Origin of the sequence: Pseudomonas sp. 2957 (assembly GCF_031456345.1) — a bacterium.
Taxonomy (GTDB): Bacteria; Pseudomonadota; Gammaproteobacteria; order Pseudomonadales; family Pseudomonadaceae; genus Aquipseudomonas; species Aquipseudomonas siliginis.
Genome location: NZ_JAVDUL010000009.1, coordinates 61,171 through 85,493, shown reverse-complemented (window position 1 = coordinate 85,493; position 24,323 = coordinate 61,171). Strand labels below are relative to the sequence as shown.

Annotated in this window: 25 protein-coding genes; 9 read left to right on the top strand and 16 right to left on the bottom strand. The window is 60.6% G+C overall.

Features of this window, described 5'->3' with window-relative positions; all coding sequences use genetic code 11:
• Positions 1-43: 43 nt before the first annotated feature.
• Together J2Y39_RS26225 and J2Y39_RS26220 are read right to left on the bottom strand one after the other, a co-directional pair.
• A complete protein-coding gene (locus J2Y39_RS26225; RefSeq protein WP_252869259.1) occupies positions 44-1,126 on the bottom strand; it encodes an alkene reductase in 1,083 nt (360 codons plus the stop codon).
• A 28-nt stretch (positions 1,127-1,154) separates the two neighbouring features.
• A complete protein-coding gene (locus J2Y39_RS26220) occupies positions 1,155-1,895 on the bottom strand; it encodes an SDR family oxidoreductase (RefSeq protein ID WP_056784894.1) in 741 nt (246 codons plus the stop codon).
• A gap of 26 nt (positions 1,896-1,921) precedes the next feature.
• On the opposite strand from J2Y39_RS26220, the gene J2Y39_RS26215 reads away from it, so the two are divergent.
• Positions 1,922-2,959 (top strand): LysR family transcriptional regulator, encoded by a 1,038-nt coding sequence (locus tag J2Y39_RS26215; protein WP_236708157.1) that lies wholly within the window; start codon positions 1,922-1,924, stop codon positions 2,957-2,959.
• A gap of 338 nt (positions 2,960-3,297) precedes the next feature.
• Here the strand turns inward: J2Y39_RS26215 and dctA are convergent, their stop codons facing one another.
• Together dctA and J2Y39_RS26205 are read right to left on the bottom strand one after the other, a co-directional pair.
• Positions 3,298-4,605, bottom strand: a complete 1,308-nt coding sequence (dctA, locus tag J2Y39_RS26210) for a C4-dicarboxylate transporter DctA (RefSeq protein WP_042610193.1) — start codon at positions 4,603-4,605, stop codon at positions 3,298-3,300.
• A gap of 102 nt (positions 4,606-4,707) precedes the next feature.
• Positions 4,708-5,877, bottom strand: coding sequence for a mandelate racemase/muconate lactonizing enzyme family protein (locus J2Y39_RS26205; RefSeq protein ID WP_252883610.1), 1,170 nt, complete (start codon positions 5,875-5,877; stop codon positions 4,708-4,710).
• A 98-nt stretch (positions 5,878-5,975) separates the two neighbouring features.
• Here J2Y39_RS26205 and J2Y39_RS26200 point away from each other — a divergent pair, with 98 nt between their 5' ends.
• Positions 5,976-6,851 (top strand): LysR family transcriptional regulator, encoded by an 876-nt coding sequence (locus J2Y39_RS26200; protein WP_056784881.1) that lies wholly within the window; start codon positions 5,976-5,978, stop codon positions 6,849-6,851.
• 182 nt (positions 6,852-7,033) lie between these two features.
• On the opposite strand, the gene J2Y39_RS26195 is transcribed toward J2Y39_RS26200, so the two are convergent.
• Entirely contained in the window at positions 7,034-8,002 is a 969-nt protein-coding gene (locus J2Y39_RS26195; RefSeq protein WP_310220460.1) for an oxidoreductase, read from the bottom strand.
• Between the two features lie 88 nt (positions 8,003-8,090).
• Between J2Y39_RS26195 and J2Y39_RS26190 the strand changes: the two genes are divergently transcribed.
• Both J2Y39_RS26190 and J2Y39_RS26185 read left to right on the top strand, forming a co-directional pair.
• A complete protein-coding gene (locus J2Y39_RS26190; protein WP_310220458.1) occupies positions 8,091-9,011 on the top strand; it encodes an AraC family transcriptional regulator in 921 nt (306 codons plus the stop codon).
• Between the two features lie 51 nt (positions 9,012-9,062).
• Positions 9,063-9,515, top strand: coding sequence for a thiol-disulfide oxidoreductase DCC family protein (locus tag J2Y39_RS26185; protein ID WP_310220457.1), 453 nt, complete (start codon positions 9,063-9,065; stop codon positions 9,513-9,515).
• Here the strand turns inward: J2Y39_RS26185 and J2Y39_RS26180 are convergent.
• Positions 9,498-9,995: a DUF2269 domain-containing protein gene (locus tag J2Y39_RS26180; RefSeq protein WP_252877912.1), complete on the bottom strand. Its 498-nt coding sequence runs from the start codon at positions 9,993-9,995 to the stop codon at positions 9,498-9,500. The two genes, J2Y39_RS26185 and J2Y39_RS26180, sit on opposite strands and share 18 nt — an antisense overlap.
• 1 nt (position 9,996) lies before the next feature.
• Positions 9,997-11,124: a saccharopine dehydrogenase gene (locus J2Y39_RS26175; protein WP_310220454.1), complete on the bottom strand. Its 1,128-nt coding sequence runs from the start codon at positions 11,122-11,124 to the stop codon at positions 9,997-9,999.
• Between the two features lie 169 nt (positions 11,125-11,293).
• On the opposite strand from J2Y39_RS26175, the gene J2Y39_RS26170 reads away from it, so the two are divergent.
• A complete protein-coding gene (locus J2Y39_RS26170) occupies positions 11,294-11,509 on the top strand; it encodes a PLD nuclease N-terminal domain-containing protein (protein WP_041480553.1) in 216 nt (71 codons plus the stop codon).
• 256 nt (positions 11,510-11,765) lie between these two features.
• Positions 11,766-12,242 carry a hemerythrin domain-containing protein gene (locus J2Y39_RS26165; protein ID WP_016774305.1) on the top strand — a complete coding sequence of 159 codons (477 nt, stop codon included), beginning with the start codon at positions 11,766-11,768 and terminating at the stop codon, positions 12,240-12,242.
• 373 nt (positions 12,243-12,615) lie between these two features.
• Here the strand turns inward: J2Y39_RS26165 and J2Y39_RS26160 are convergent, their stop codons facing one another.
• From J2Y39_RS26160 to J2Y39_RS26150, 3 genes are all read right to left on the bottom strand, one after another.
• Positions 12,616-13,542 carry a LysR family transcriptional regulator gene (locus J2Y39_RS26160; protein ID WP_310220452.1) on the bottom strand — a complete coding sequence of 309 codons (927 nt, stop codon included), beginning with the start codon at positions 13,540-13,542 and terminating at the stop codon, positions 12,616-12,618.
• The gene (locus J2Y39_RS26155) at positions 13,539-14,513 is read right to left on the bottom strand and encodes a quinone oxidoreductase (RefSeq protein WP_310220450.1); all 975 of its coding nucleotides are present in this window, start codon (positions 14,511-14,513) and stop codon (positions 13,539-13,541) included. The genes J2Y39_RS26160 and J2Y39_RS26155 overlap by 4 nt, the downstream gene beginning before the upstream one ends.
• Before the next feature lie 152 nt (positions 14,514-14,665).
• A complete protein-coding gene (locus tag J2Y39_RS26150; protein ID WP_310220449.1) occupies positions 14,666-15,157 on the bottom strand; it encodes an anti-virulence regulator CigR family protein in 492 nt (163 codons plus the stop codon).
• Positions 15,158-15,285: 128 nt separating this feature from the next.
• Between J2Y39_RS26150 and J2Y39_RS26145 the strand changes: the two genes are divergently transcribed.
• Positions 15,286-15,444 carry a DUF2986 domain-containing protein gene (locus J2Y39_RS26145; RefSeq protein WP_024012572.1) on the top strand — a complete coding sequence of 53 codons (159 nt, stop codon included), beginning with the start codon at positions 15,286-15,288 and terminating at the stop codon, positions 15,442-15,444.
• A gap of 1 nt (position 15,445) precedes the next feature.
• On the opposite strand, the gene J2Y39_RS26140 is transcribed toward J2Y39_RS26145, so the two are convergent.
• Positions 15,446-16,657, bottom strand: a complete 1,212-nt coding sequence (locus J2Y39_RS26140; RefSeq protein WP_409037450.1) for an MFS transporter — start codon at positions 16,655-16,657, stop codon at positions 15,446-15,448.
• Between the two features lie 131 nt (positions 16,658-16,788).
• Between J2Y39_RS26140 and J2Y39_RS26135 the strand changes: the two genes are divergently transcribed.
• On the top strand, positions 16,789-17,691 hold the full coding sequence (locus J2Y39_RS26135) for a LysR family transcriptional regulator (protein ID WP_310220446.1): 903 nt from the start codon (positions 16,789-16,791) through the stop codon (positions 17,689-17,691).
• A 330-nt stretch (positions 17,692-18,021) separates the two neighbouring features.
• On the opposite strand, the gene J2Y39_RS26130 is transcribed toward J2Y39_RS26135, so the two are convergent.
• From J2Y39_RS26130 to J2Y39_RS26120, 3 genes are read right to left on the bottom strand one after another with little or no spacing between them, the layout of a single operon-like run.
• Positions 18,022-18,834, bottom strand: coding sequence for a DUF3618 domain-containing protein (locus J2Y39_RS26130; RefSeq protein WP_150635647.1), 813 nt, complete (start codon positions 18,832-18,834; stop codon positions 18,022-18,024).
• Positions 18,831-19,259, bottom strand: coding sequence for a phage holin family protein (locus J2Y39_RS26125; protein ID WP_310220444.1), 429 nt, complete (start codon positions 19,257-19,259; stop codon positions 18,831-18,833). Before J2Y39_RS26125 ends, J2Y39_RS26130 begins: the two co-directional genes overlap by 4 nt.
• Entirely contained in the window at positions 19,259-19,909 is a 651-nt protein-coding gene (locus tag J2Y39_RS26120; RefSeq protein WP_252877904.1) for a hypothetical protein, read from the bottom strand. The genes J2Y39_RS26125 and J2Y39_RS26120 overlap by 1 nt, the downstream gene beginning before the upstream one ends.
• Positions 19,910-20,207: 298 nt before the next feature.
• Here J2Y39_RS26120 and J2Y39_RS26115 point away from each other — a divergent pair, with 298 nt between their 5' ends.
• Complete coding sequence (locus tag J2Y39_RS26115; RefSeq protein WP_056784851.1) at positions 20,208-22,064, top strand: ABC transporter ATP-binding protein; 1,857 nt, start codon at positions 20,208-20,210, stop codon at positions 22,062-22,064.
• Positions 22,065-22,103: 39 nt separating this feature from the next.
• Here the strand turns inward: J2Y39_RS26115 and J2Y39_RS26110 are convergent, their stop codons facing one another.
• Entirely contained in the window at positions 22,104-23,249 is a 1,146-nt protein-coding gene (locus tag J2Y39_RS26110; protein WP_310220443.1) for a sensor histidine kinase, read from the bottom strand.
• A gap of 274 nt (positions 23,250-23,523) precedes the next feature.
• A complete protein-coding gene (locus tag J2Y39_RS26105) occupies positions 23,524-24,225 on the bottom strand; it encodes a DUF695 domain-containing protein (RefSeq protein WP_310220441.1) in 702 nt (233 codons plus the stop codon).
• Positions 24,226-24,323: the final 98 nt, after the last annotated feature.

The following is a 24,323-nucleotide window of genomic DNA, read 5'->3' as shown; positions in this document are numbered from 1 at the left end:
GTCAGGGCATCCACTGCCACGGCGGCTGGCACCGACGCTACATTCAAACGCCATCCACCGCCGGATAATCCCCATACCCTTCCCAACCCTGGCTGAACCAAGTGCTCATTTCGCTTTCCGCCAATGGCAACTGCCGAGCGAATCTCAGCGGCAGATCCGGATTGGCTATAAACGGCCGTCCAAACGCAATCGCATCGGCGAGCCCGGCATCCAGTTGCGCTTGTGCCCTGGCGAAACCGTAGTCCGAATTGAGGATCAGCACGCCTTTGAACACGTCGCGAATCATCCCGGCCAGTGGCGGGCGTTCGGACTTGCCGAAGGTGCCGTCCAGCGGTGGTTCGCGGACTTCCAGATGAGCGATGCCAATCGCTGACAGCACTTCGGCGGCGCGGATGAACAGCGCTTCGGGATCGCTGTCGCGGATGCCCTGCTCGTAGCTGCTTGGAGTCAAGCGCACGCCAGTGCGGTCGGCGCCGATGACTTCGGCCACCGCCTCGGTCACTTCCTTGAGCAAGCGGATACGGTTGTTGATCGAGCCGCCGTACGCATCGGTGCGAAAATTGTCGCTGTCGCGCAGGAACTGGTCGAGCAGATAGCCGTTGGCGGCGTGGATCTGCACGCCATCGAAACCCGCCTCGATTGCGTTGCGAGTGGCCTGACGAAAGTCTTCCAGCAGTGCGGGAATTTCTTCCAGCGGCAACGCACGCGCCGGTGTATACGGCTGCTTGCCGGCGTACGTATGCGCCTGTCCCGGCGCGGTGGTGACCGATGCGGAAACCGGCTGGCCGCCGCCAAGGAAACTCGGGTGCACGACCCGGCCCATGTGCCAGAGCTGCGCGATGATCCGGCCGCCAGCGCCATGCACGGCATCGGTGACCTTGCGCCAGCTGGCGACCTGTTCGGCCGACCAAATGCCTGTCGCATACGGCCAGCCCAGACCTTGCTGGCTGATGCCGATCGCTTCGGAAATGATCAGGCCGGCACTGGCGCGCTGGCGGTAATACTCGACCATCATCTCGGTCGGGACGTGCTCGCGAGTGCCGCGCGCGCGGGTCATCGGTGCCATCAGGATGCGGTTGGGCAAATCGAGCGCGCCGAGGCGCACGGAATCAAATAACGATGTCATGTTCAGGCTCTCAAAAAGGTGGGCAGGATCAAACCAGGCGTGCGCCGCCGTCGATGTTGAGCACGGCGCCGTTCATGAAGGTGTTGCTCATCAGGAAAACCACTGCCGCGCCCGCTTCTGCAGCTGTGCCGAGGCGATGCAGGGGCAGCACCTGCTCAAGAGAAGCGACAAATGCATCCCGCCCCTCGCCCAGTGCCTTGCCCAGAATCGGGGTGTTGATCGGGCCGGGCGAAAGCGTGTTGACTCGCACCGGTGCCAACTCAAGGGCCAGACCGCGAGCCAGTGCTTCCATGGCTGCCGAGGCGGCGGCGAGTACGGCGGTGCCGTAGGCATTCGGGCGATCAGCGAGAGAACCGGAGATAAACGTGATCGAGCCGTCTTTTGCCAGCCTGTCGCCAAGGACCCGAATCGCATTGATCGATGCCCAGATGCGTTCGTCGAACGCGCGGTGCAGATAATCGAGATCAGCCGCGCGCACGGTGCCAGCGACAAACGTGCCGGCGAGCAGAACGAGGTGATCGACCTGAAGGATATCGGCCAGTGCAGTATCGAGAGCCTGGCTATCGGTCACGTCGGCCGCGCGCCAGCCATCGAGCCCGTGCTCGCTGGCGGCCTGCTCGGCACGTGCAGCGTTCGAGCCGATGACGATGACCTTGGCGCCAGCGGCTTTCGCTTGCACCGCAGCGGCCAGGCCGATGCCGGAGGTGCCGCCGAAAATGACCACGGTTTTGTCGGTGAGTGTGGAAGGCAGGGTTTGGCTGATGTTCATGCTGAGTCTCCATCTGGAACACCTGAATGGCGTTCGATGGGCAAAGACTACGTTTTGGAAGCCACATTGATAATTGGGCCAGAAGTCGCTTTACTAGTGCCATGAAGGCACAAATTGGATTGGATCGTTTAACCGGGCTCATCGCCTTTGCACGAGCGGCTTCGCTGGGCAGCTACACGGCTGCCGCTCGGGCACTGTCGGTGTCGCCGTCGGCCATCAGCAAAAGCGTGCAACGGCTCGAAGAGCATTTCGGCCTGATGCTGTTTACTCGCACCACGCGCTCGCTGGTACTCACCCCGGAGGGCCGTGATCTATACGAACGGGCGCTGCGGATTCTGCGCGAAGTCGAAGACATCGATCAGGCCGCCGTTGCTTCACGCGCTGAGCCATCGGGCGTATTGAAGGTCACCGCGCCGTTGCCGATTGGACTGAATATCCTCGCGCCGGCCCTGCCGAGATTTCGCGAGCAATATCCAAAGGTGACGATCGATCTACGACTCGGCGATCAGTATGCCGACCTCATCGAACAAGGCATCGACGTCGCGGTTCGGGTTGGCAATCTTGCGGATTCGCGACTGATTTCTCGCCCGCTGGGCCCGCATCGAATCGGTGCGTTCGCATCACCGGACTATCTGCAGCGCAAGGGTACTCCGCTTACGGCCGAGGATCTCGCCGAGCATGAGTGCGTGAATTTCCGCTATCAAAGCACCGGGCAGAGTTTGCGCTGGCCGTATCTAGCCGGTGACAGACAGTTGGAACTGGCACCCGACGCGGCCTTCACCGTTGATGCCAGCGATGCGGTCGCGGCGGTGCTGGCTGCCGGCGGCGGCATCGGTATTTCGCCGCACTACGTAGCGGCGGCGTATGTTCGTCGGGGCGAACTGGTCCCGGTGCTGCCACAGTTCACCGTCGAACGCTTCGCCATTACCGCGTTGTGGCCGGAGAGCCGTCGCGGTAGCCCGAATGTCAAAGCGTTCACGGCGTTTTTGCTTGAGTTGTTCCCTGCAACGCCGCCTTGGGATGAGGTCATCCAGACGTACGTAGAGGGTTCAGGTCCGGCCTGACGGTTCATAGCGAACGTTTTGCAATCCACTGCTTGTACTGTCCGGTGCGAAAGAACATCGCCAACTGTTGTGACAGCAATCGCGCAACCTACTGTGGAAACGGGCTTGCTCGCGAAAGCGCTCTGCCGGTCGCCATCCGTGTTGACCGTTCTGGCCCCTTCGCGAGCAAGCTCGCTCCCACAGGTTTTTTGGCATGGCTGGGGATTGGTGGCGTGCCAGCACCGACTGGTTTTCGTCAGTGCGCCAATTCTCATCGTCCCGCCCCCAGTCCATAACCTTTGAACTGACTTGAAACCTGTACGCGTCGGCAGGCCAATCAAGCGCTCACGTTGCCCGAATCACTTATGCACAAGCAGCGACTTGCGCGCTGCCTTGTCCTGCTTCATGGCGGCGATTTCCCGCTCGCACGCTTCGACATCGAACGACTTGTCCCATTTGGCGATGGCGATGGTGCCGATGCCGTTGCCGATCAGGTTGGTCACCGCTCGCGCCTCGTTGAGGAAGCGGTCGATGCCCAACAGCAACACCAGGCCCACCAGAGGTATCGAGTGAATGGTGGTGAGCGTGGCCGCGAGTGTCACAAACCCTGCTCCCGCCACACCGGCCGAGCCCTTGGAGGTCAGCAGGAACACGCCAAGCAGAATCATCTGATCCATGAAGGTCAGCGGCGTGTTGGTCGCCTGGGCGATGAAGATCGCCGCCATGGTCAGGTAGATGCAGGTGCCGTCCGCGTTGAACGTGTAGCCCGTCGGCAGGACCATGCCGACCACGGACTTCTTGCAGCCGAGCTTTTCCAGTTTGACCATCATTCGCGGCAGCACCGCTTCGGTCGAACAGGTGCCCAGGGTGATCAGGATTTCATCCTTGAAATAACGCAGAAACTGCATCAGCGGCATGCCCGACCATCGCGCCACCGCGCCCAATACAACGACGATGAAAATCAGCGTGGTGATGTACAGCGCGACCAGCAACTGCCCCAGCGAAAGCAGAGTGCCGATGCCGTATTTGCCGATGGTGAATGCCATGCCAGCCCCCGCGCCCAACGGCGCCAGACGCATGACCATCGCGACGATTTTGAACAGGCCTTGCAGGAACAGGTCGATGGTGTTGATCAGCGGTTTGCTGGTTTCGCCCATTTGCACCAAGGCGACGCCCATCAGCACCGATAACAGAATCACTTGCAGCATGACGCCATTGGAAAAAGCGCCGAGGAAGGTGTGCGGGATGATATTGAGGAAGAATTCGACCAGACCGCCCTGCTCGCTCGCCGCCTGGCTGTATTTGTTGACAGCGCTGCCATCGAGGGTACCGGCGTTGATGTTCATGCCGGCACCGGGCTTGACCACGTTGACTACGATCAGGCCGACCACCAGAGCGATGGTGGAAAGAATCTCGAAGTAGATCAGCGCTTTCACACCGATGCGACCGACCTCCTTGATACTGCCCATCTTGGCGATACCGACCACCACCGTGCCGAAAATGATCGGCGCCAGGAGCATCTTGATCAGCTTGATGAAACCGTCGGCGAACGGCTGCAGCTTGGCGCCGATGTCCGGCACGAAGTAACCGATGGCAGCACCGATGACGATGCCGATCAGCACCTGCACATAGAGCTGGCTGTACCAGCGTGATTTTGAAGTTTCCACGGAAGCACCTCATTTTATTGTTGTGGTGGGCATGTGGCTTTGGCGTCGAGGATGACGCCTGAAGGTGCGGCCTCGGAAATCGAGGCCGCAGATAAAACCGAATCAGCCCTCGCCCAGTTCGCGCATGACGGCATACAGCGCAGACTTGGCTTCGAAGCCGACCCCCGGGATATCCGGCAGCCCGACGTAGCCGTTTTCCACGCGGATACCATCGGCAAACCCGCCGAATGGCTGGAACACGTCCGGGTACGATTCGTTGCCGCCCAGGTGCAGACCGGCAGCGATGTTCAGCGACATCTGGTGACCACCATGTGGCACCACGCGGCGCGAAGACCAACCCAGCTCTTCCATCACTTTCAGGGTGCGCATGTACTCAACGAGCCCGTAGGACAGCGCGCAGTCGAATTGCAGGTAATCGCGGTCCGGGCGCATGCCGCCGTGGCGCAACAGGTTGCGGGCGTCCTGGTGAGAGAACAGGTTTTCCCCAGTGGCCATCGGCAGTTCGTAGTGATTGGCCAGCTCGGCCTGGAGCGCATAATCCAGCGGGTCGCCGACTTCTTCGTACCAGAACAGGTTGTACTTCTTGATCGCTTCGGCGTACGCGATACCGGTCTGCAGATCGAAGCGGCCGTTGGCATCGACCGCCAGGCGCTGGCCGTCGCCCACCACTTCGAGCACCGCTTCAATGCGGCGGATATCTTCGTCCAGCGGCACCGCGCCGATCTTCATCTTGACCACGTCGTAGCCACGATCCAGATAGCTCTGCATTTCGGCCTTGAGCTTGGTCTGGTCCTTGCCCGGGTAGTAATAGCCACCCGCCGCATACACCCAGACCTTGTCATCGGCAACGCCGTTGCGATAACGATCGGCGAGCAGGCGATACAGCGGCTTGCCTTCGATCTTCGCCACCGCGTCCCACACCGCCATATCGATGGTGCCGACCGCTACCGAACGCTCGCCATGCCCGCCCGGTTTTTCGTTGGTCATCAGGGTTTTCCAGATGGCGAACGGATCGAGGTTATTGTTCTCGTGATCGATCAGGGTTTCAGGGTCGGCCTCGGTGATCCGCGCCAGAAAACGGTCGCGCATCAACGCGCCCTGACCGTAGCGACCGTTGGAGTTGAAGCCGTAACCGATGACCGGCTTACCATCGCGAATCACGTCGGTAATGACCGCGACGACCGAGCAGGTCATCTTCGAAAAATCGATGTAGGCATTGGCGATCGGGGAAGCGATGGAGACGGTTTTTTCACGGATATCGACGATACGCATGACGGATTCCTCTTGTTGTGGTGGGCCAACGTTATGCGTTGCGACGACACCCGCCCAATGCTATTAATGCCGCGCCCTATGCACAGGAGGCATTGCCCTTGGAACTGGTTTGGCTTGAGGATTTTTCAGCGCTGGCCGAATACGGCAGCTTCGTCCGGGCCGCTGAAGCGCGCCATGTGACGCAGCCGGCATTCAGTCGTCGGGTGCGTTCACTGGAGAACTGGATGGGCGTGGAATTGTTCGTGCGCACTCCGCAGGGCGCGACGCTGACCGAGGCCGGCAGGCAGATTTTGCCCAGCGCTCAGGAAGCGGCCAGACGCCTGTACCGCATGCGCTCCGAGGCTCAGGAAGTGGCCGGCATGGCCGCGAAAACCTTGCAGTTCGCTGCCACTCACTCTCTGTCATTCACCTTCTTCCCGCGCTGGTTGCGCAGTGCCGAAAGTGGCGCGCCGATCGACGCGGTTCGCCTGCATTCCGACAGCATGGCCGTGTGCGAACAGATGCTGATTCATGGTCAGGTGCAATTTCTGTTGTGCCATCGCCACCCCGACGTTCCGCCGTTGCTGGCGCCTGATCAGTTCATTGGCAAGAAGGTCGGCGAGGACGTACTTGTGCCGCTGGCGAGTGCTTCAGCCCAGTTCGGCACGTCGCCTGAAACCCTGCCCTATCTGGCCTACACCCACGAATCCGGCCTGGGCCGAATCGTCGCCCACAGGTTGCATGGCAAGGCTGATTATCTGCATTTGAAACCGCTGTTCAGCAGCCATCTGGCGGCTGTGCTGATGTCGATGGCGCTGGAAAGCAAAGGCGTGGCCTGGCTGCCGAAAAGCCTGACCGAACAGGAAATGGCTGACGGGCGCCTGGTCAGGGCGCTGGATGACAGTTGGGATATTCCACTGGAAATACACCTGACTCGCCCGACCGCACCGATCAGCCCTTCGGCGGAGGAATTCTGGGCGAAGCTGGGAGAGTAACTCTATCGAGCAGCCCCTCACCCCAGCCCTCTCCCGAGGGAGAGGGAGCCGATCTGGGTGCTGTTCAAGAACTGAGTTCGACCCGGTATTTGAGGTCGGCGAATTTCTACCAAACACCTCGGTCAGTCCCCTCTCCCTTCGGGAGAGGGTTAGGGTGAGGGGCTTTTGTCCTTTGACTCGATTTATGCCACCGTGAGCCCCGTCCATTGCTCCGAAACCGCCCAAAGTCGCTCAGCCAGCTCAGCATCCGCCGCCCATTGCGCAACGCCCTTGCGGCCCGCTTCAGGTTGATTGATCGGCGCAACATTGCAGTCTTCGCAATACACGCCACCCAAATCCGCAAGCAATGCACTGGTCGCACACCACAATCCCGTCGCGGCGCCCTGCTCCAGCGTTTTCAGACCGTTGTGGGCATCCAGCCGTGGCCGGCCCTGCTCATCCAGCGCATCGAATGCGGCAAGTTCCGCTGTGCTGAGGTGCCGTGCCAGATCCGTCAGAATCTGCCCCGGATGCAATGAGAACGCACGAACGCCATGACTGCGCCCGCGACGATCGAGCGCCATGGCGAACAAGGCATTGGCCGTTTTCGACTGACCATACGCGACCCATTTGTCATACGGCCGTTGCAGGAAATCAATGTCGTCAAAGTCGATCCCGGCAATCTGGTGCCCGCGCGATGACACTGACAGCACCCGCGCCTGTCCAGCTTTGACCAGCGCCGGCCAAAGGCCGCAGGTCAGGCGATAGTGGCCCAAGTGATTGGTCGCGAACTGGCTTTCATGGCCATCGGCATCGCGCAGCAACGGCGCGGCCATGACTCCGGCGCAGTTGATCAGCAAAGACACCGGCTGACCCGCGCTGACCACGCTGTGGCTGAACGCCGCCACCGATTCAGCCTGCATGAGGTCCATGGGCAGCACGCGGACACCTTCAACACCGGCCAATGCCACCTCTGCCCGCGCCGTATCTCTGGCCGGCACGAGGACTTGCGCGCCCGCCGCCGCGAGGCTTTTCACCGTCAGCAGACCCAGGCCGGAATAGCCGCCGGTGACCACAGCGAGCTGCCCGCGCAGATCGATGCCAGCCATGACTTCAGCCGCTGTGCTCGCGGCGTTGAACGGTGATTGCACAGGTTGTTGGAGCGTAGCCATGAGCGTGAATCCTGAGTGAGCTATCGAAGGTCTTCATTCTTGGCTAAGCTCTACGGACGAACCAGTCTGATAAATCCAGGTTTCTGTCGTGATCATCCAAAATCCTGCTGGCGATCCGCTTTCTGCCGTATTGGCGCTCTCCGAGTTGCAAGCAGCCTGCTCGGTTCGCTTGCAAGCGGGAGGCGTCTGGGCGCTGCGATTTCAACCCATCGAACTGAAATTCAACGTGGTGCGACGAGGCGAATGCTGGTTGCGCATGCAGGGCTTGCCGGCGCAGTTGCTGCGGGCCGGCGACTGCTTTGTGGTGTCGCGCACGCCGTTCATTCTGGCCAGCGGCGCCGACGTCGAGGCGGTGAATGCAGCGGATGTTTTTGCCCATGACGGCGTCTCGGCGACGTTTGGCGTCGGCGAGGAAGTCGAGCTGCTGGGCGGCAGCGTGTCGCTATCGGGACCCGGCGCAACCGAACTGCTCGACGTGCTGCCGACCTCGCTGATCATTCGCGCAGAGGCCACAGGTGCCTCGTCGTTCGGTTGGCTGCTGGATGAACTGGAGCGCGAGTGGCCATCACACCAGGCCGGCTCGCAGGCGATGTGCAACGACCTGCTGCGGCTGATCTTCATCCATGCGCTGCGCCATCACATCAACAGCGCGGATGCCGAACAATTGTCTTGGCTGGGCGGACTGCGGGAACCGGCGATTGCCGGCGTCTTGCGCGCCGTTCACGGTGCCCCGGAAAAACCTTGGCGCCTGACGCAAATGGCCGAGATTGCCTGCATGTCGCGCTCCGGTTTCGCCGCGTTATTCAAAACTTGCATGGGTGTAGCGCCGGTCGAATATGCCACGCGCTGGCGGATGCGCGTGGCCGCGTTTCGCTTGCGCAATGGCCGGGACACTGTGGCGACCATTGCTGCTTCACTGGGCTACCTGTCCGACGCGGCGTTTGGCGCGGCCTTCCGCCGCGTGCACGGCATATCGCCGGGCCAATACCGCCGCGATCCACTCCTGTAGGCCAATGATCGAGGTTATGATCGCGACAACCGCCGCCAAGGACATCCGCCGATGCCTGCCATGAAAACCCGCCCCACCCCCGCGCCATTGCTCAAGCCAGGCGAAACCGTGGTGCTGTTCGACGGCGTGTGCAAACTGTGCAACGGCTGGGCGCGCTTCCTGATTCGCCATGACCATCAGCGCCATGTGCGTCTGGCGACCGTGCAATCGCCCGAAGGCCAGGCCTTGCTGGCGTGGGCCGGCTTGCCCCTGGATGAGTTCGACACCATGGCGGTGATCCGCGACCGCAATTATTGGGAGCGATCAGATGCATTCCTTGCAGTGGTCGGGCAACTGCCGATGCGCTGGCAGCCGCTGAAACTGCTGCGGATTTTCCCGCGCCGCCTGCGTGACTGGGCTTACGATCGAATCGCGCTGAACCGCTATCGGCTGTTCGGCAAGTACGACACTTGCCTGCTGCCAACAGCGGATCATGAAAGCCGCTTTCTAAAAGCCCACGGTTAACCCGACCAGTTGCACCGGTGTCATCTTCGTCACCATCATCAGCACGATGACAAACATCCCGGCGAACCCGGCGATGCCCATCCAGAACCACCAGCGGTAAGTGCTTGCAAAGCGATCATCCAGAGGCAGGCCGCCCTCGCCCGCGCTCAGCGCCATCTTCTGCAGACGCTTTTGCAATACCAGTACAGGCAGCCACAGTGCGCCTACGCAGAAGAAAATGATCAGCGACGTCAGCAGCCACTCACTGCTCATCGAAAGCCCGGAAAGCCGCATCAGCAGATAGCCGGTGATGACCTGCACAATCCCTGCCGGCGTGGTGATCCACGTATCGAAACGCACCACCATCCTTGCGACATGGGCGATCACTTGCGGGTTGCCGCTGCGGCTGGCGGCGATCAGGTAGAGGTAGGAGCCCATGCCGAAACCGAAGAGGAAAATCGCCGCGATTACATGCAGGTACTTCAGGCAGAGATAGAGCATCTCAACGCTGCCCATCGGAGAATTGAACCGACAGGCTCAAGTTGGCCGGATCGTTGATCGCCGCCAGATATTCATCGACGCTGATTTCGCCAACACACGGCCTCGCGCCAGGTTGCGGTGCATAACCCCGCGCCATTTTGATTGCCAGGGCGACGGCGGCGCAGCTGGGGATTTCCGGGCCTTTGTCATTCAGCGCGGTGAGTTGCGCGGTCAGGCTCAGCGGCTGATCGTCAACCCCGATGCCTTGAACATCGATGTACATCGCGCTTTTGCCATCACCGAAGCGTTCGAACCACGTGCCCAGTCGATGCAGACGCGCCGCCCAGCGCACATGATCGCGCACCAGCCCGAAGCGCAAGGCTTTCGCCAGCAAGGCATTGGCGACGCCGCCGAGCTTCAGGCCGGCGCCAGCCTTGAAGCGCAGCGTCTGTGCGCCATAGCGGCGTGCGAAAATATCCATGTCAGGCACATCGACATTGGCCAGCACCCGCGTGCCCAGTTGCGGCATGCTGCGCAGGGTCAGATCGAGCCAACCCAATACTTCGTGATCCTGGCCGTTTTTCAACTGCCTGATCGGTTTGCCGGCATAAGCGAGCACGCCTTCGACCGTGGACAGCCCCGGCATTTTTGCCGAGGAAGAAATGCCATGCTCGATCGAGTCGATTCGCGCAAAACGTGAGCGCTGCTGATCGATGATCGCCGAAGACAAGGTCGGCACCGAACTGCAACCGCTGAGCACGGCCACACCAGCCTCCCTGGCGCGGGCGTCGAGCACATCAATGCCGTTGACGAAGGTGCGGCAGTCAGCCAGATCGCAATAATTCACACCGGCGCCGATGCAGCTTTCAGCGACTGCGTAGGATTGCCCCTGAAACGGCCCGCCGGTGTGCACCACCAACTGAACATTCAACTCTCGCAACGCCGCTTGAAAACCTGCGCCCATTGCATCGCCGCACCACCCTCCGCACGGACGGCCTGATTGCGCTTGCAGCTCAGCGACCTTGATTTGCAACTTGCGTGCATCGCGGCCCGACAACAGCAGTTCAATCTCTGGCATGAGCGCCAGATGCCGACACACGATACTGCCGAAATTGCCGTAACCACCGACAACCATCACCCTGAATGCCATTGCCCTGTCCCTGTTTCAGCCCAAACGTGGCGCAGAGGATATAGGCCGCAGCGGCGATCAGACATTTATTTTGCAACCGGGTACCACCCCGCCCGCTTGTCCAAGGCAAAAAGAATGAACCCAACGCCCCTATCGTCGCCTAACGCACAGACCATCAGGAGCTAAGCCTATGCAAATCGAAACCGTGTGGATCGTATTGGCGGTCATTCTTGTGCTGATCGAGCTTTGGGCCATCAATCGGGTGCGTAAAAGCGAAGGGAAATCCAGTAGTAAAGGCGTGTGGATCGTGCTGATCGTGTTCGTGCCGCTGTTCGGCCTGATCGCCTGGGCACTGGCGGGACCCAAGCATGTCGGTCGCATTTCGCCTTCCCAGGCTAACCGGTGACCCACGGGTGCAGGCCCGTCTCAAGTATCACCACAGCCCGGCTTTTGCCGGGCTTGTTATATGCAATGCCCGCCGCGCGGATTTCTTGCAGGCTGCACGAAAGCATTGTGCCTGCTTCGATGCCAGCCCTTGATTTACAAGGGTTGCGCTTGATCGGCGAGTTGGCATGAGTCCTGCGATAGCCTCTTCCTGAATACACAGCAGCGCGAAAAAAAGAACGCTGTGTTCAATCCGTGAAAAGCAGAGGCCTCAAAAAATGAATGCCATCGACCTTCTCAAAGCCGACCATGAAAAAGTAAAAGCCATCCTCAGCCAACTGAGTGAATCCACCGACCGCGCGCTGAAAAAACGCGTCGAGTTACTGGGCAAACTGGAAATGGAAATCACCATCCACACCCGCCTCGAAGAAGAGATTCTCTACCCTGCGTTCAAGGAAGCCGGCAGCAAGGAAGAAGACATCATGTACTACGAAGCCAAGGAAGAGCACCGCACCGTGGATTCGCTGGTACTGCCTGATCTGAAAGAAACCGATCCAGGCAGCCCGGAATTTGCCGGTCGGGTCAAAGTGGTCAAGGAACTGCTGGAGCACCACATCGAGGAGGAAGAAGAGGAAATGTTCCCGAAAGCGCAGAAGCTTCTGGGTAAGGCCAAGCTCGAGGAACTGGGCGCACAGATGGAAGCGATGAAGGCCAGCCACAAAAAGGAAATGGCGGCCAACAAAATCGCCGCTTGAAGTGTTGAAGACACCGAAGCCCGGCGGCAATGCCGGGCTTTTTTTGTGCGCCCAAACTGGCCCACGCTCCCACATTGGATATACGTATGTTCGGCAATTCCTGAGCAAGCCACGAAAGCTGTGGGAGCGAGCCTGCTCGCGAAGGCGTCAGGTCAGCCAGATCATCCATGACTGACACTGCGCTTTCGCGAGCAGGCTCGCTCCCACATTGGATATACGTATGTTCGGCAATTCCTTAGCAACCCACGAAACCTGTGGGAGCGAGCCTGCTCGCGAAGGCGTCAGGTCAGCCACATCAACTATGACTGACACTGCGCTTTCGCGAGCAGGCTCGCTCCCACAGGGTCAGTGTCGGTCTTGATGCAGGTTGTGATCAAACCGCCCAAGGTGGCGCCGGATCGAATTTGGATTCAATCCACTCCTTGAACGCCACCACCGCCGCCGCTGGAAACCGCGATGACGGCCTGACCAGATAAACGCCGCCCGCCGAATCCAGATGCCAGTCGGGCAACACACGAATCAACCGACCTGCCGCCAGATCACGGCTCATCAGCCAGTCGCCGGCACCGAGTATGCCGGCGTCGGCGCGGGCGGCGGCGAGCAGGGATTCGCTGTCGCTGGCAGTCAGGTTGCCGTGGGGCGTGATGGCCTGCACCTCCTTGCCCCGATGCAGGCGCCACAGCGGGAACGACGCCAGCCCGCTGAAGCGCAGGCAATTGTGCTGAAGCAGGTCCTGCGGGGTTTGCGGCATGCCATGGGCCTCGATGTAGGCCGGCGATGCGCAGAGAATCCGTCGATGGTCGCTGAGCTTTTTCGCGATCAGCCGATTATCGTCCAGCTCGCCGATGCGAATAGCCGCGTCGAAGCCCTGCTCGATGATGTCGACCAGACCTTCGCTGTAATCGGCCACCAGCGAAACCTGCGGATGGGCCTTGAGAAATTCGGGCAGCAGCGGCCCCAGCCACAAGCGCCCCATCGCCGCCGGCAACGCCAGGCGCAAGGTGCCGCGTACTTCGCTGGCGCCCTGCACCGCTTGTTGCTGCGCTTCGTTCATCAACTCGACGGCCGCGCGCAAGCGTTGTTCAAGTTGCAGGCCGGCCTCGGTGATGCGCACGTGTCGCGTCGAGCGCTCCACCAATCGCACGCCCAGTCGCTTTTCCATCGCCGCCAGGCGCTTGGAAACAATGGTCGGATGGCGCTGCAACAAACGCCCCGCCGCGACAAACGAGCCTTGCGCGGCGACGGCCAGGAAAGCAGCGATTTGATCGCTGTGCGGGTTGCTCAGAACATCCAGAATCATGGTTTTAAAATGATCGCCCCTGATGATCGGCCTGCCTCGAGATCGGCATGCGCTTGTGCCGCGTCAGCCAATGAATAACGCGCGCGAATTTGCGGCGTGATGATACCGGCGGCCACCGCAGCCAGCACGTCTTGCGCGCGCTCCTGATATTCGGCTGTCGTGGCAGTGTGCGCGGCCAGCGATGGACGGGTCAGGAACAGCGAGCCCTTGGCGTTCAGCGTGGCTATTTCCACCGCTGCCGGCGCGCCGGTCTGCGCGCCGAACGAGACCATCAGCCCGCGTGGGCGCAAGCTGTCCAGCGAGGCCTGAAAAGACACCCGACCAATCGGGTCATACACCACATCGACCTTGCGCCCCTCGGTGATACGCAACACGTCGGCTGCGAGGGTTTCGGCATCGAACACCAGTACTTCGTCACAACCGGACGCGCGAGCCTTGTCGACACTGGCCTGCTTCGACACCAAACCGATCACCGTTGCGCCAAGGTGTTTGGCCCATGGCACCATGATTTCCCCCAGACCACCCGCGACGCCGTAAAGCAGCATCGTCGTGCCCGGCCCGACCGGGTAAGTCGCCTTCAACAGATACTGCGCGGTGATGCCTTTGAACAAAACCGCCGCCGCATCTTCGAACGACAACTCATCGGGGATCTTCACCAGCCGCTCTGCCGGAAACAGCCGCGCCGAGGCGTAACCGCCCAGGGGCCCGGTGGCGTAAGCGACCCGATCACCGACGCGGACATTGCTCACACCGGCACCGACCGCCGCGACCCGCCCCGCGCCTTCCAGACCCAACCCCGAAGGCAACGCCACCGGCACTGCACCTTTGCGCTGGCTGACATCGAGGTAATTGACGCCCACCGCCGCTTGCTCCAGCCAGACCTCGCCAGCCCCGGGGGGCTGTTCGCTGACAGTGTGCAGTTGCAGGACGTCCGGTGCGCCGGTTGCGGTGAAGCGAATTGCGTTGGCCATGGTCATCTCCATTGATTTGTTAAGCGTTGAGCTCAGTCTGAAAGCTCAGTAGTCAACGAACAACCCAGCCTGAATGCAGTTCATTGCTGCATATGATGCAGCTATGCATGAATAAAAAGGAGCGGCAGGTGCTGCCACTCCTCTTTGCAGAATCAATCGAACGCGCCGTTGAGCACCTCGTAGATCAGCCCGGTAGCCAGCGCGACGAGGATCAGGTCGGTGCCAACCTGTTGCCATTCGTAGCCGTCATAGTGAGGCAAATGGCCGAGCAGCCGCCCGTCCAGCTTCTTGGCGATGCCTGGTGGCAGCGGTTTGCCCCGCGCCAGATTCTTCTGAACGCCAGGCGGCAGCGCTGGCCCCGGATTCCAGTATTCGCCGCGATAGCCGTCGACGATGCCGAGAATATTGCCGCGATCAATGCTCGGAGCACCGCCGCCATTGCCAGAGTGTTGCTGGCCTTTGTTGCCATTGCCCTGACCGCCCCCACCCTGTTTGCCGTGATCCTGCATGTTCTGCGGTTTGCCCTTGCCGTTGCCCTGGCCGCCCTGACCCTTGCCATTGCCGGGGTCAGCCAGTGCCGTCGTGCTGCCGATTACCAGCGCGAGGCAAGACAACGCGACAATCAATCTGCGAGCTTCTCTCATGTGCGATTCCTTCGGTTGGGGGATGCTCTTGAGTATGGGCGAATGTGCTCAGCTTAGTGGATTTCTTCTTGCTGACCACTCGGCCTTGCGTCAGGATTCCCACCCTCTCCACCCCTGATCGAAAAATCATGAATCGTCAAAAGAAGCTGCAGCAGTTGTTCAAGGAAAAGGCCAAAAAGGCCAATGCCAAACTGGCGCCGAAAAAGCCCAAATACATCTGCAAGGCCGACCGCCTGAAGCTGGAAGCCGAAGCTGCGCAGGCGGCGGCCGAAAACAGCGAAAGCTGATTCAGGCCGTCTGCCGCGACGTCAGCCAGGTCATCAGCGCCGCCAGCACCAGCAATGCCGCGCTGGCGAAAAACGTCAGCCGATAACCGCTGCCGTCGAACAGCAGACCACCGATGGTAGAACCCGAGGCAATCGACAACTGCACCACCGCCACCATCAGCCCGCCGCCCGCTTCGGCATCGTCAGGCAGCGTGCGCGCCAGCCACGACCACCAGCCCACCGGCGCCGCCGTGGCGATCAATCCCCACAAGCCCAGCAACACGAACGTCGCGACCACTGAACTGCCCAACCCAATGAGCGCCACTGCGATCATCGCCATCAACAGCGGGATGGCGATCACCACGCGATACAACCCCTTCTTCAGCACCGAACCGATGGCCACGGTGCCGATAAACCCGGCCACACCAATGACCAGCAGGATGATCGACAGCATCGAAACGTCGACCCGGGTCACGGTCTCCAGAAACGGTCGCAGGTAGGTGAACAGAACAAACTGGCCCATGAAGAACAGACCTGCGCCGAGCATGCCCAACGCCACTCGGCGGCTTTTGAACAACGCAAAGACATTGCCTGCGCTGGACTTGCGCGGCGCGGCCGGCAACGCGGGCAAGCTTATCCACTGCCAGAGCAGCGCAATCAACGCCACGGGTATCAGGCAGAAAAACGCCCCGCGCCAGCCAATCACGCTGCCGAGATAACTGCCCAGCGGCGCCGCGACCACCGTGGCCAAAGCGTTGCCGCCATTAAAAATCGCCAGTGCCTTGGGCACGCTGGCGGAGGGCACCAGACGCATGGCCAACGCCGCTGACATCGACCAGAAGCCGCCGATTACCACGCCGATCAATGCGCGACCGATCATGTAAACCGTGTAGTTGGGCGCCAGGCCCACTACCAGCCCGGACGCGCACATCAGCGCCGTCAACAGCAGCAATAGGCGCTTGCGATCCATCGAGCCGGCGAGCCTGGTGATCGTCAGGCTGGTCAACACCGCGAACGCGCCGGAGATGGCGATGCCGTAACCGGCCAGGCCTTCGCTGATGTGCAAGTCCGTGGCCATGGGCGTGAGCAGACTGACCGGCATGAACTCGGAGGCGATCAGCGCGAAGACACACAAGGTCATGGCGAACACGCCGCTCCAGTACGCCGGTTGCTCGTCGGCCGTGGACGCTTCCATGGGCTGGTTTGTCGGGTTGTCGATTGCTTGGGCCGTCATGCAAAAACCTGTTTGGAAGAATAAATGGTCGAGGCACTTCTGCCCCGTTATTCAGGCTGCAAAGCTTGACGGATCGGGCTTAACTTGATTAGTAGCGGTAATCTTCATGTGCTTTTGAGAAAAATTCAGCAATGAGCAACGCCAAAGTCAATGACCTGCAGGCCTTTCTGGCGGTGGCCCAGGAGCAAAGCTTCACCAAAGCCGCTGCTCGCCTCGGCGTCACGCCTTCTGCGTTGAGTCATACGGTCCGCGCGCTGGAGCAGCGTCTGGGTATCCGCTTGCTGGCTCGCACGACGCGCAACGTCTCGCCGACCGAGGCTGGCGAGCGCTTGATGCGTTCGATTGCGCCGCTGTTCGAGCAGATCAGCGCCGAGCTCGAAGCCCTTGGCGAATTGCGCGACAAGCCCAGCGGCACGATCCGGATTTCCTGCACGGACGATCAGATCGAGTTGTGCATTCGGCCGATGCTTGCAAAGTTTTTGCAGGACTATCCGGACATCACCTTGGAGTTTTACGTCGATTATGGTTTCACCAATGTGGTCAAGGAGCGCTTCGACGCTGGTATCCGTCTCGGTGAATCGATCAGCAAAGACATGATCGCCGTGCGCATTGGTCCGGACTGGCGTCTGGCCGTGGTCGCCTCGCCCGATTACTTCGCTCGTCACCCGGCACCCGCCACGCCGCATCAGTTGACGGAGCACACTTGCATCAACATCCGCCATCAACCGGCCGGCGCGATATACGCCTGGGAGTTTGCGCACAAGGGTCAGGATTTCAGCGTGAAGGTCAACGGGCAATTGGTGTTCAACAGCATCATGCACGTGCTCAATGCCGCCGTGGATGGCATCGGCGTGGCGTACGTGCCCGAGCAATTGGTCGCGCCGTATCTGGCCGACGGGCGACTGGTGGAAGTGCTGGAAGAGTGGTGCCCGACGTTTCAGGGCTATCACCTGTACTACCCGAACCGGCGCCAAGGCTCGGCAGCGTTTGCAGCGTTTGTCGAAGCACTGAAGCTGAACACCGCGCCCCTGTAAGAGTGAGCCTGCTCGCGAAGGCGCCAGATCAGATACATCCACGTTGAATGACACACCGCTTCGCGAGCAGGCTCGCTCCCACAATGGTCCGGGGCAAGGCCAAAATCTTCAGCGCAACCAAAATCCCTGTGGGAGCGAGCCTGCTCGCGAAGGCGCCAGATCAGATACATCCACATTGAATGACACACCGCTTTCGCGAGCAGGCTCGCTCCCACAATGATCCGGGTCAAGGCTACGTTTTCACAGGCTGGCTCACCACAGCGGCACACCGAATCACCGCCGCACAACGACGAAGGGAGGCCCATTGCAGACCTCCCTCGTTTCTCCCCGTCAGGATGTACCCAGACCCTGCGACAGATCCGAAGAAGACGGCCGCGCCGGATCCGGTTTGGTTTCGACTTCGGTTTGTTCAGTGGTTCGGGTCACCGTGTCACGCACGGCTTCATAACCTTCCTGAGCTTTTTGCTTGGCTTTGTCGACCATGCCAGCGCTGGTGCGGCCCATGTAGCGCTGTTCAGTGGACGTGGTCGGCAACGCCGCGCCGAGCAAGGCACCCAAAGCGACCCCAGCGGCAGCCACCATCAGCGGTTGCTCCTTGAGCAGGTGACTGAACTGCTGGCCAAGCACTTGCGAATTACGCGACAGTCGATCACTTGCGTCATGCATCGCATGGCTCAGATTTTCCTTCGCCGCACCGACGTTTTCCCCGAGGTGGCTGGCCTTGCCTTTCAGCGACTGGTAGCCGTCCTTCAGCGAGTCAGTGGTCGAATGCAAATGCGCGCGCGCACTGTCGATGCCGTCGGCCAAACCATCGGCCCATTCGCCGGCCTTGTCTTGGTCCGGCCCACTGCGATAGGTCGGCTGCGGCACCGGTGGGCGATTCTGGCTGATCATCAGCCAGAGCAGGCCCACGGAAGTCAGCACCGCTGGCACCGGATTATTGCGCACGCTGGTGCCGAGATTGGTGAAGAATGTCGAGCCGTTGCTCTGCATCATTCCCCAGGCCTGATCGATCATCTGCCCGGGGGTGAACTTGCTCTCCAGTTGATCGACGATGTTGCCGATGCTGGCGCGCTGCGCATCGATTTCGCGCTCGATCTGCTCCGGGCTTTTTTCCGCTTCGATATCCAGTTCGCTTTTCATGAGACTTTCCTCCGCAGCGCTTCCTGATCCTTGTTCAAGGCGTCGAGGGTGCGATCAGGTTTGAAGTGAGATGGCTCGAATTGCTTTTTCCCGGATTGCAGCATGGCGAAGCCGATGATCATCACCACCACGCCGACGATCAGCGCGGCCAGCCATGGCGCCATGAACATGCTCAGGCCGTACACCGCCGACATCAGCAGAATGATGAAGCCGGCGAGGAACACGATCGCGCCGCCGGCCACCGCAGCGATGCCCGCCTTCAGCGTGCTGAGGCTGTTGTGCAGTTCGGCTTTTGCCAGTGCCAGTTCCTTGGTGAACAAGGCCGGTACCTCGCGGGACAGTTGCCGCAACAGGCCGACCACCGAAGCGTCATCTGTTTGGCCGAGGGGCCTTGCCCTGCTCAGATCAGATTCATCTCTGTTCATCACAGTTCTCCTTTGGCGTCGGGTGCGTGCGGTACGGAAGCCGCGGCAAAATCAGCGGGGTGATCGCTGTCACTGGGCGAGTTAGGGGTAATGCCGGTAGCCAATCCCGGATTGGCGTGGGTCGACGACGGCATCGACGATTCATAGGGTCGCTGCGCGCCGTAATCGGCTGGCGGTGGCGTCGAGGTGGAGCCCGCCGCCGGATCGTGTTCGGCACTGACCGTCGCTGCTGCAGAGGTGCCTGCTTTGAGAAACCGCGACAGGCCGAAACCGATGGCAATGCTGCCGGCGATGAACAATCCCGGATTGCTGCGCGCCAGATCCGCCGCATCATGCAGCAACTGCTCGGCACTCTTGCCGCGCAGATTGCCTGCCAGCCCGGTCATGGAATCCGCCATGTCGGTCAGGTAGTCGGACATACCCAGCGTGTCCTTGTCCTGCAGTTCCGAGACAAAGCTTTTCGCCCCTTGCGCCAAGGCTTCGATCTGCTCGGCCGCCGTGTCGCGATACTGGCCGAATTGCGCATCGGCCTGCTGCCGCGCACCGCCCAGTGCTTCGCTGACGTTGTCCTTCAAATGATCAAAATTTTGCTCAGGCTTGCCGTTGGGATCACCTGATTCATACCCTGACCTGCTGTCTGAAGTATTCATGTCGCCCCTCGCCTTCTCACTGAAAACGCAAAAACGGAGCTACACGGCAACATTGCCTCGAGCCCCCACATAGGAGATGACGGAGCAGCTTGCGCGAGAGTTCAAAGAGGTTGATGAGCGTGCGACATCAGGTCTGGATCAGTGACGAAAGGTTGCGCTTGGCAGGATTGTGTTGAGCTTCTGCGCCGGTCTGCGGTCAAGACAAGGCACGGGGGTTCATCCAGATGATCGCAGTGAAACCCTCAACGCCGCCGATAGATGGCAGAATCCCCACACCCTGATCACTTCGGAGACCGCAATGCTTCGCCTGTTTGAAGAAAGGCTCGACCCCTTCCCGCCCGACGAGGCGCCGCCACCGCCAGTCGGCCTGATGCGCTTCTTGTGGGCGTGCACCCGGGGCGCGCGCGGTTACATCCTGGCCTTCGCCCTGCTCAGCGCCAGCGTGTCGATCTACGAGGCATGGCTGTTTTCGTTCCTCGGGCAAGTGGTGGATCTGCTCTCGACCTGGCAATCTGGCGGCGCTGCTGGTGACGAGGAAAGCCGCGTGTTGTGGGGCATCGGCATTGTGCTGGTAGTCAGCATCGGGCTGGTGGCGCTACGCACGATGGTCCAGCACCAGATCCTCGCGATCAATCTGCCGCTGCGCCTGCGCTGGGACTTTCACCGGTTGATGCTGCGGCAAAGTCTGTCGTTCTTCTCCGACGAGTTCTCCGGCCGGGTCACGACCAAGGTCATGCAGACTGCGTTGTCGGTGCGCGAGGTGTTGTTCACCTTGATCGAAATTCTCCCCGGCATTGGCGTGTACTTCATCGCGATCATTGCGCTGGCTGGTGGCTTTGCGTTGAAGTTGATGCTGCCGTTCCTGGCGTGGATCGTTTTGTTCGGGCTGGCGATGGTGTATTTCGTGCCGCGTCTGGGCAAGGTCGGCCAGGAACAGGCCGATGCGCGCTCGTCGATGACCGGGCGGATTGCCGATGCCTACACCAACATCACCACGGTCAAACTGTTCTCGCACTCCAAGCGTGAAGCGCATTTTGCCCGTGCGGCGATGGAAGATTTCAAGCTCACCGGGTTCCGCCAGATGCGGCTGGTCAGCCAGTTCGAAATCGTCAATCAGGCGCTGGTGGTCGCGCTGATTCTCGGTGCCGGCGGTTATGCGTTGTGGCTGTGGCATCAAGGCGAAGTCGGCACCGGCGCCGTCGCGGCGATCACCGCCATGGCGTTGCGCATCAACGGCATGTCGCACTGGATCATGTGGCAGATGACGTCGCTGTTCGAAAACATCGGCACCGTGCAGGACGGCATGGCCACCCTGACCAGCGGCCCGAAAGTCCAGGACGCACCGGATGCCAAGGTGCTGGAGCCTGCCGGCGGCGAAGTGGTCTTCGACAATGTCAGCTTCAACTACAACGGCGAACGCCAGGTGCTCGACGGCTTGACCCTGCACATTCGCCCCGGCGAGAAAATCGGCCTGGTTGGCCGCTCCGGTGCAGGTAAATCGACGCTGATCAACCTGCTGCTGCGCTTCTACGACGTTGATCGCGGCGAGATTCGCATCGATGGGCAGAACATCGCCGAGGTCACCCAGGACAGCCTGCGCAGCGTGATCGGCATGGTCACCCAGGACACGTCACTGCTGCACCGCTCGATCCGCGACAACATTGCCTACGGACGCCCGGACGCCACCGACGAAGACATCCATCGCGCGGCAGTGAACGCACAGGCCGATGGTTTTATCAGCCAGTTGAGCGACAAGCAGGGCCACAGCGGTTACGACACGCTGGTCGGCGAACGCGGTATCAAGCTCTCCGGCGGGCAGCGCCAACGCATCGCCATCGCTCGGGTGATGCTGAAAAACGCGCCGATCCTGCTGCTCGACGAAGCCACCAGCGCACTGGATTCCGAGGTTGAAGTCGCGATCCAGGAAAGCCTCGATGAAATGATGCAGGGCAAAACCGTGATCGCCATTGCCCACCGCTTGTCGACCATTGCGGCCATGGACCGGCTGATCGTCATGGACGAAGGCCGCATCATCGAACAAGGCACCCACGCGCAATTGCTGGAGAAGAACGGCACCTATGCGCGGCTGTGGCAACACCAGAGCGGCGGGTTCCTCGGTGAGGATCGCGGTTTGGTTGAGGTGATGGAGGAGTGATCAGGCTGGAGGGCCGGGGCCGGCCCTCCATCGATTGGCCTAGATGGTGACGGGGCTTTCGGCACCAACCGGAAGCTTTACGCGAAACACGGTTCCGCCTTCCAGGTCAGAGCTGACCTCGATCGAGCCGGCATGCGAGGCGACGATTTCCGAGGCGATGAACAGGCCCAGACCGAGCCCGGCAACCGGCCCGTGATCAACCACGGAGCGCTGCGAGAACCGCCCCATCGGGTTGAAGATGAACGGCAATACATCCCCCGGGATCGGTTCACCGCCGTTATGTACGGTGAACACCGCGCAATCCTCGCGGACCTGCAACTGGACCGAGACCGGAAACTTATTGTCGCCGTGGGTCACCGCATTGCTGATGATGTTGGAAAAGACCTGTTCCATCCTCGCGCCATCGAACGCTCCCATCACCGCTTCCTTTGCATCGAACCGCACGTTGGCCTGCGGATGAAAGGCGCGGATTTCCTCGATCACCCGTTCGCACACAGGGCTGAGATCGATCAGGGATTTTTTCACCGGAATACCCGGCCCCATCTGGCAGCGCGTCAGATCCAGCAGGTCGCCGACCATCTGGCTGGCGCGCTGCACGCTGGCGTAGATCTGCCTGGCCACTTTTCTGGTGCGCGGGTCGGTGGCTTCGGTACGACGCAACATATCCGCACCAAGCAGAATCGCCCCCAGTGGCGTGCGCAAGTCATGGCCGAGAATCCCCAGAAACACGTTGCGCGACGCCTCGACGGCGCGCGAGTAGCTGGCAATCGACTCGGCCAGCGCCTGATCGATGGCTTCGTGAAAACGCGTCATGTCGTCGACATTCACCGATTTGCCATCCTTGACCTGACGCAGCCACTGGCTCAGCACGCTGGTTCGCAGCGCGCGGTATTCGGAAACCATCTGATCGATGGTGAAACCGGCCATCAGCCGCGTCACCGCGTGGGTTTCCGCAGCCGTTTCTTCATCGTCGCGCGGCGCATGACCCTGGGCCTTGGCGATTTGCTCGCTGATGGTCTGCTTGCTCCGCAGATCGATAACGATGGCGCGCAACATCTGCTCGGCGTGATCGCGCAGTGCGACGTTATCGAGTTCCGCACCTGGTGTCTCGATGGTGCGGGCGAAATCTTCCCAGGCCTGCAGGATCGGCTCTAGGTTTTCGAGAATGAAATCTGGCAGGCGCATGGCTGTGGTCCGCAGGGGAAATTCATCAACGCCAGCAACTGAGCCGGCGCAGATTTCGGAAAGGGCAATTCAGGAGTACAGAAAGTACGGCTGAGGGGATGCAGCCTACCACCAAAGCGCTGGGCTAACGTCGGAGGAAAATCGGTATGCTGAAGAGGTTGCGGTCGGCATGAGATGATCGCTGCGCCCGCAACGAACGCCTCTGAAGCGACTACGGCTACGGACTCCTTGCGATGAGAGAAGTCCGTTTCAAGAGGTTATCCGTTGAGAGTCTTCACTCCAGGCATCGCTTGGGCGTGAGTCGAGGTTGCTCGGCATTCTGCACCTCAGCACTCACATCCGTCTGTTTACGGCTGCTGAACTCGATCGGATAGGGCCCGGTCTGCGCCAGAGCTGCCTGCACACGGCTGACAAAGGCCGCGTCGTCCAGGGTGTAGAAAACCCACACCTGACGCTTTCCGCCGGTGACCGTGCACCCCCACTTTGCGAACCCATCCGCCGTTACGGCCGCCTTAATCAGGCGGTCTACCCGCATCATCCGCGCGGATTCCTTTGAACTCGGCAGGAAGCGATCCGACACGTATTTCCAGCTGATGCGAGCCTTGTAAGGAAATGCCCGGGTATCCTTGAGATTCAGGTCGGAAGGCATGCGAAAACTCGCTGGCATTGGGTCGTCAGGAAAATCAGACGGTTGGAAATCGCTGTCGCCTGTCACGGCCACTTGCCGTTGCGGATTGTCAGCAGGATCATCACTGAGCAGTATTCTGAGCGCTTCAGCGCGGCGCTCTTCCCGCTCGCTCACGCATTTGTTGTAGGCCGTTGTATGCGCTGGACCGGAATCCAGACACGGATCGCGCTCCACCAATTTTGGAGAATGGGAGCGCGTGCAGCCGGACGTGATCAGGCTTGCCAGCACCAATAAAACAACGGCTGGCCAGATTTCAGGGCGCAGGGAAGCGTGGGGAATGACTTTCAAGTGGCCTTCCTTGGATGAGTTGCAGTACGAGACATATGGAAAACGGCGCATTTTGCCTGCCACCCCTGCTCCATGAACAGGCCGAGGCGGAATTAATG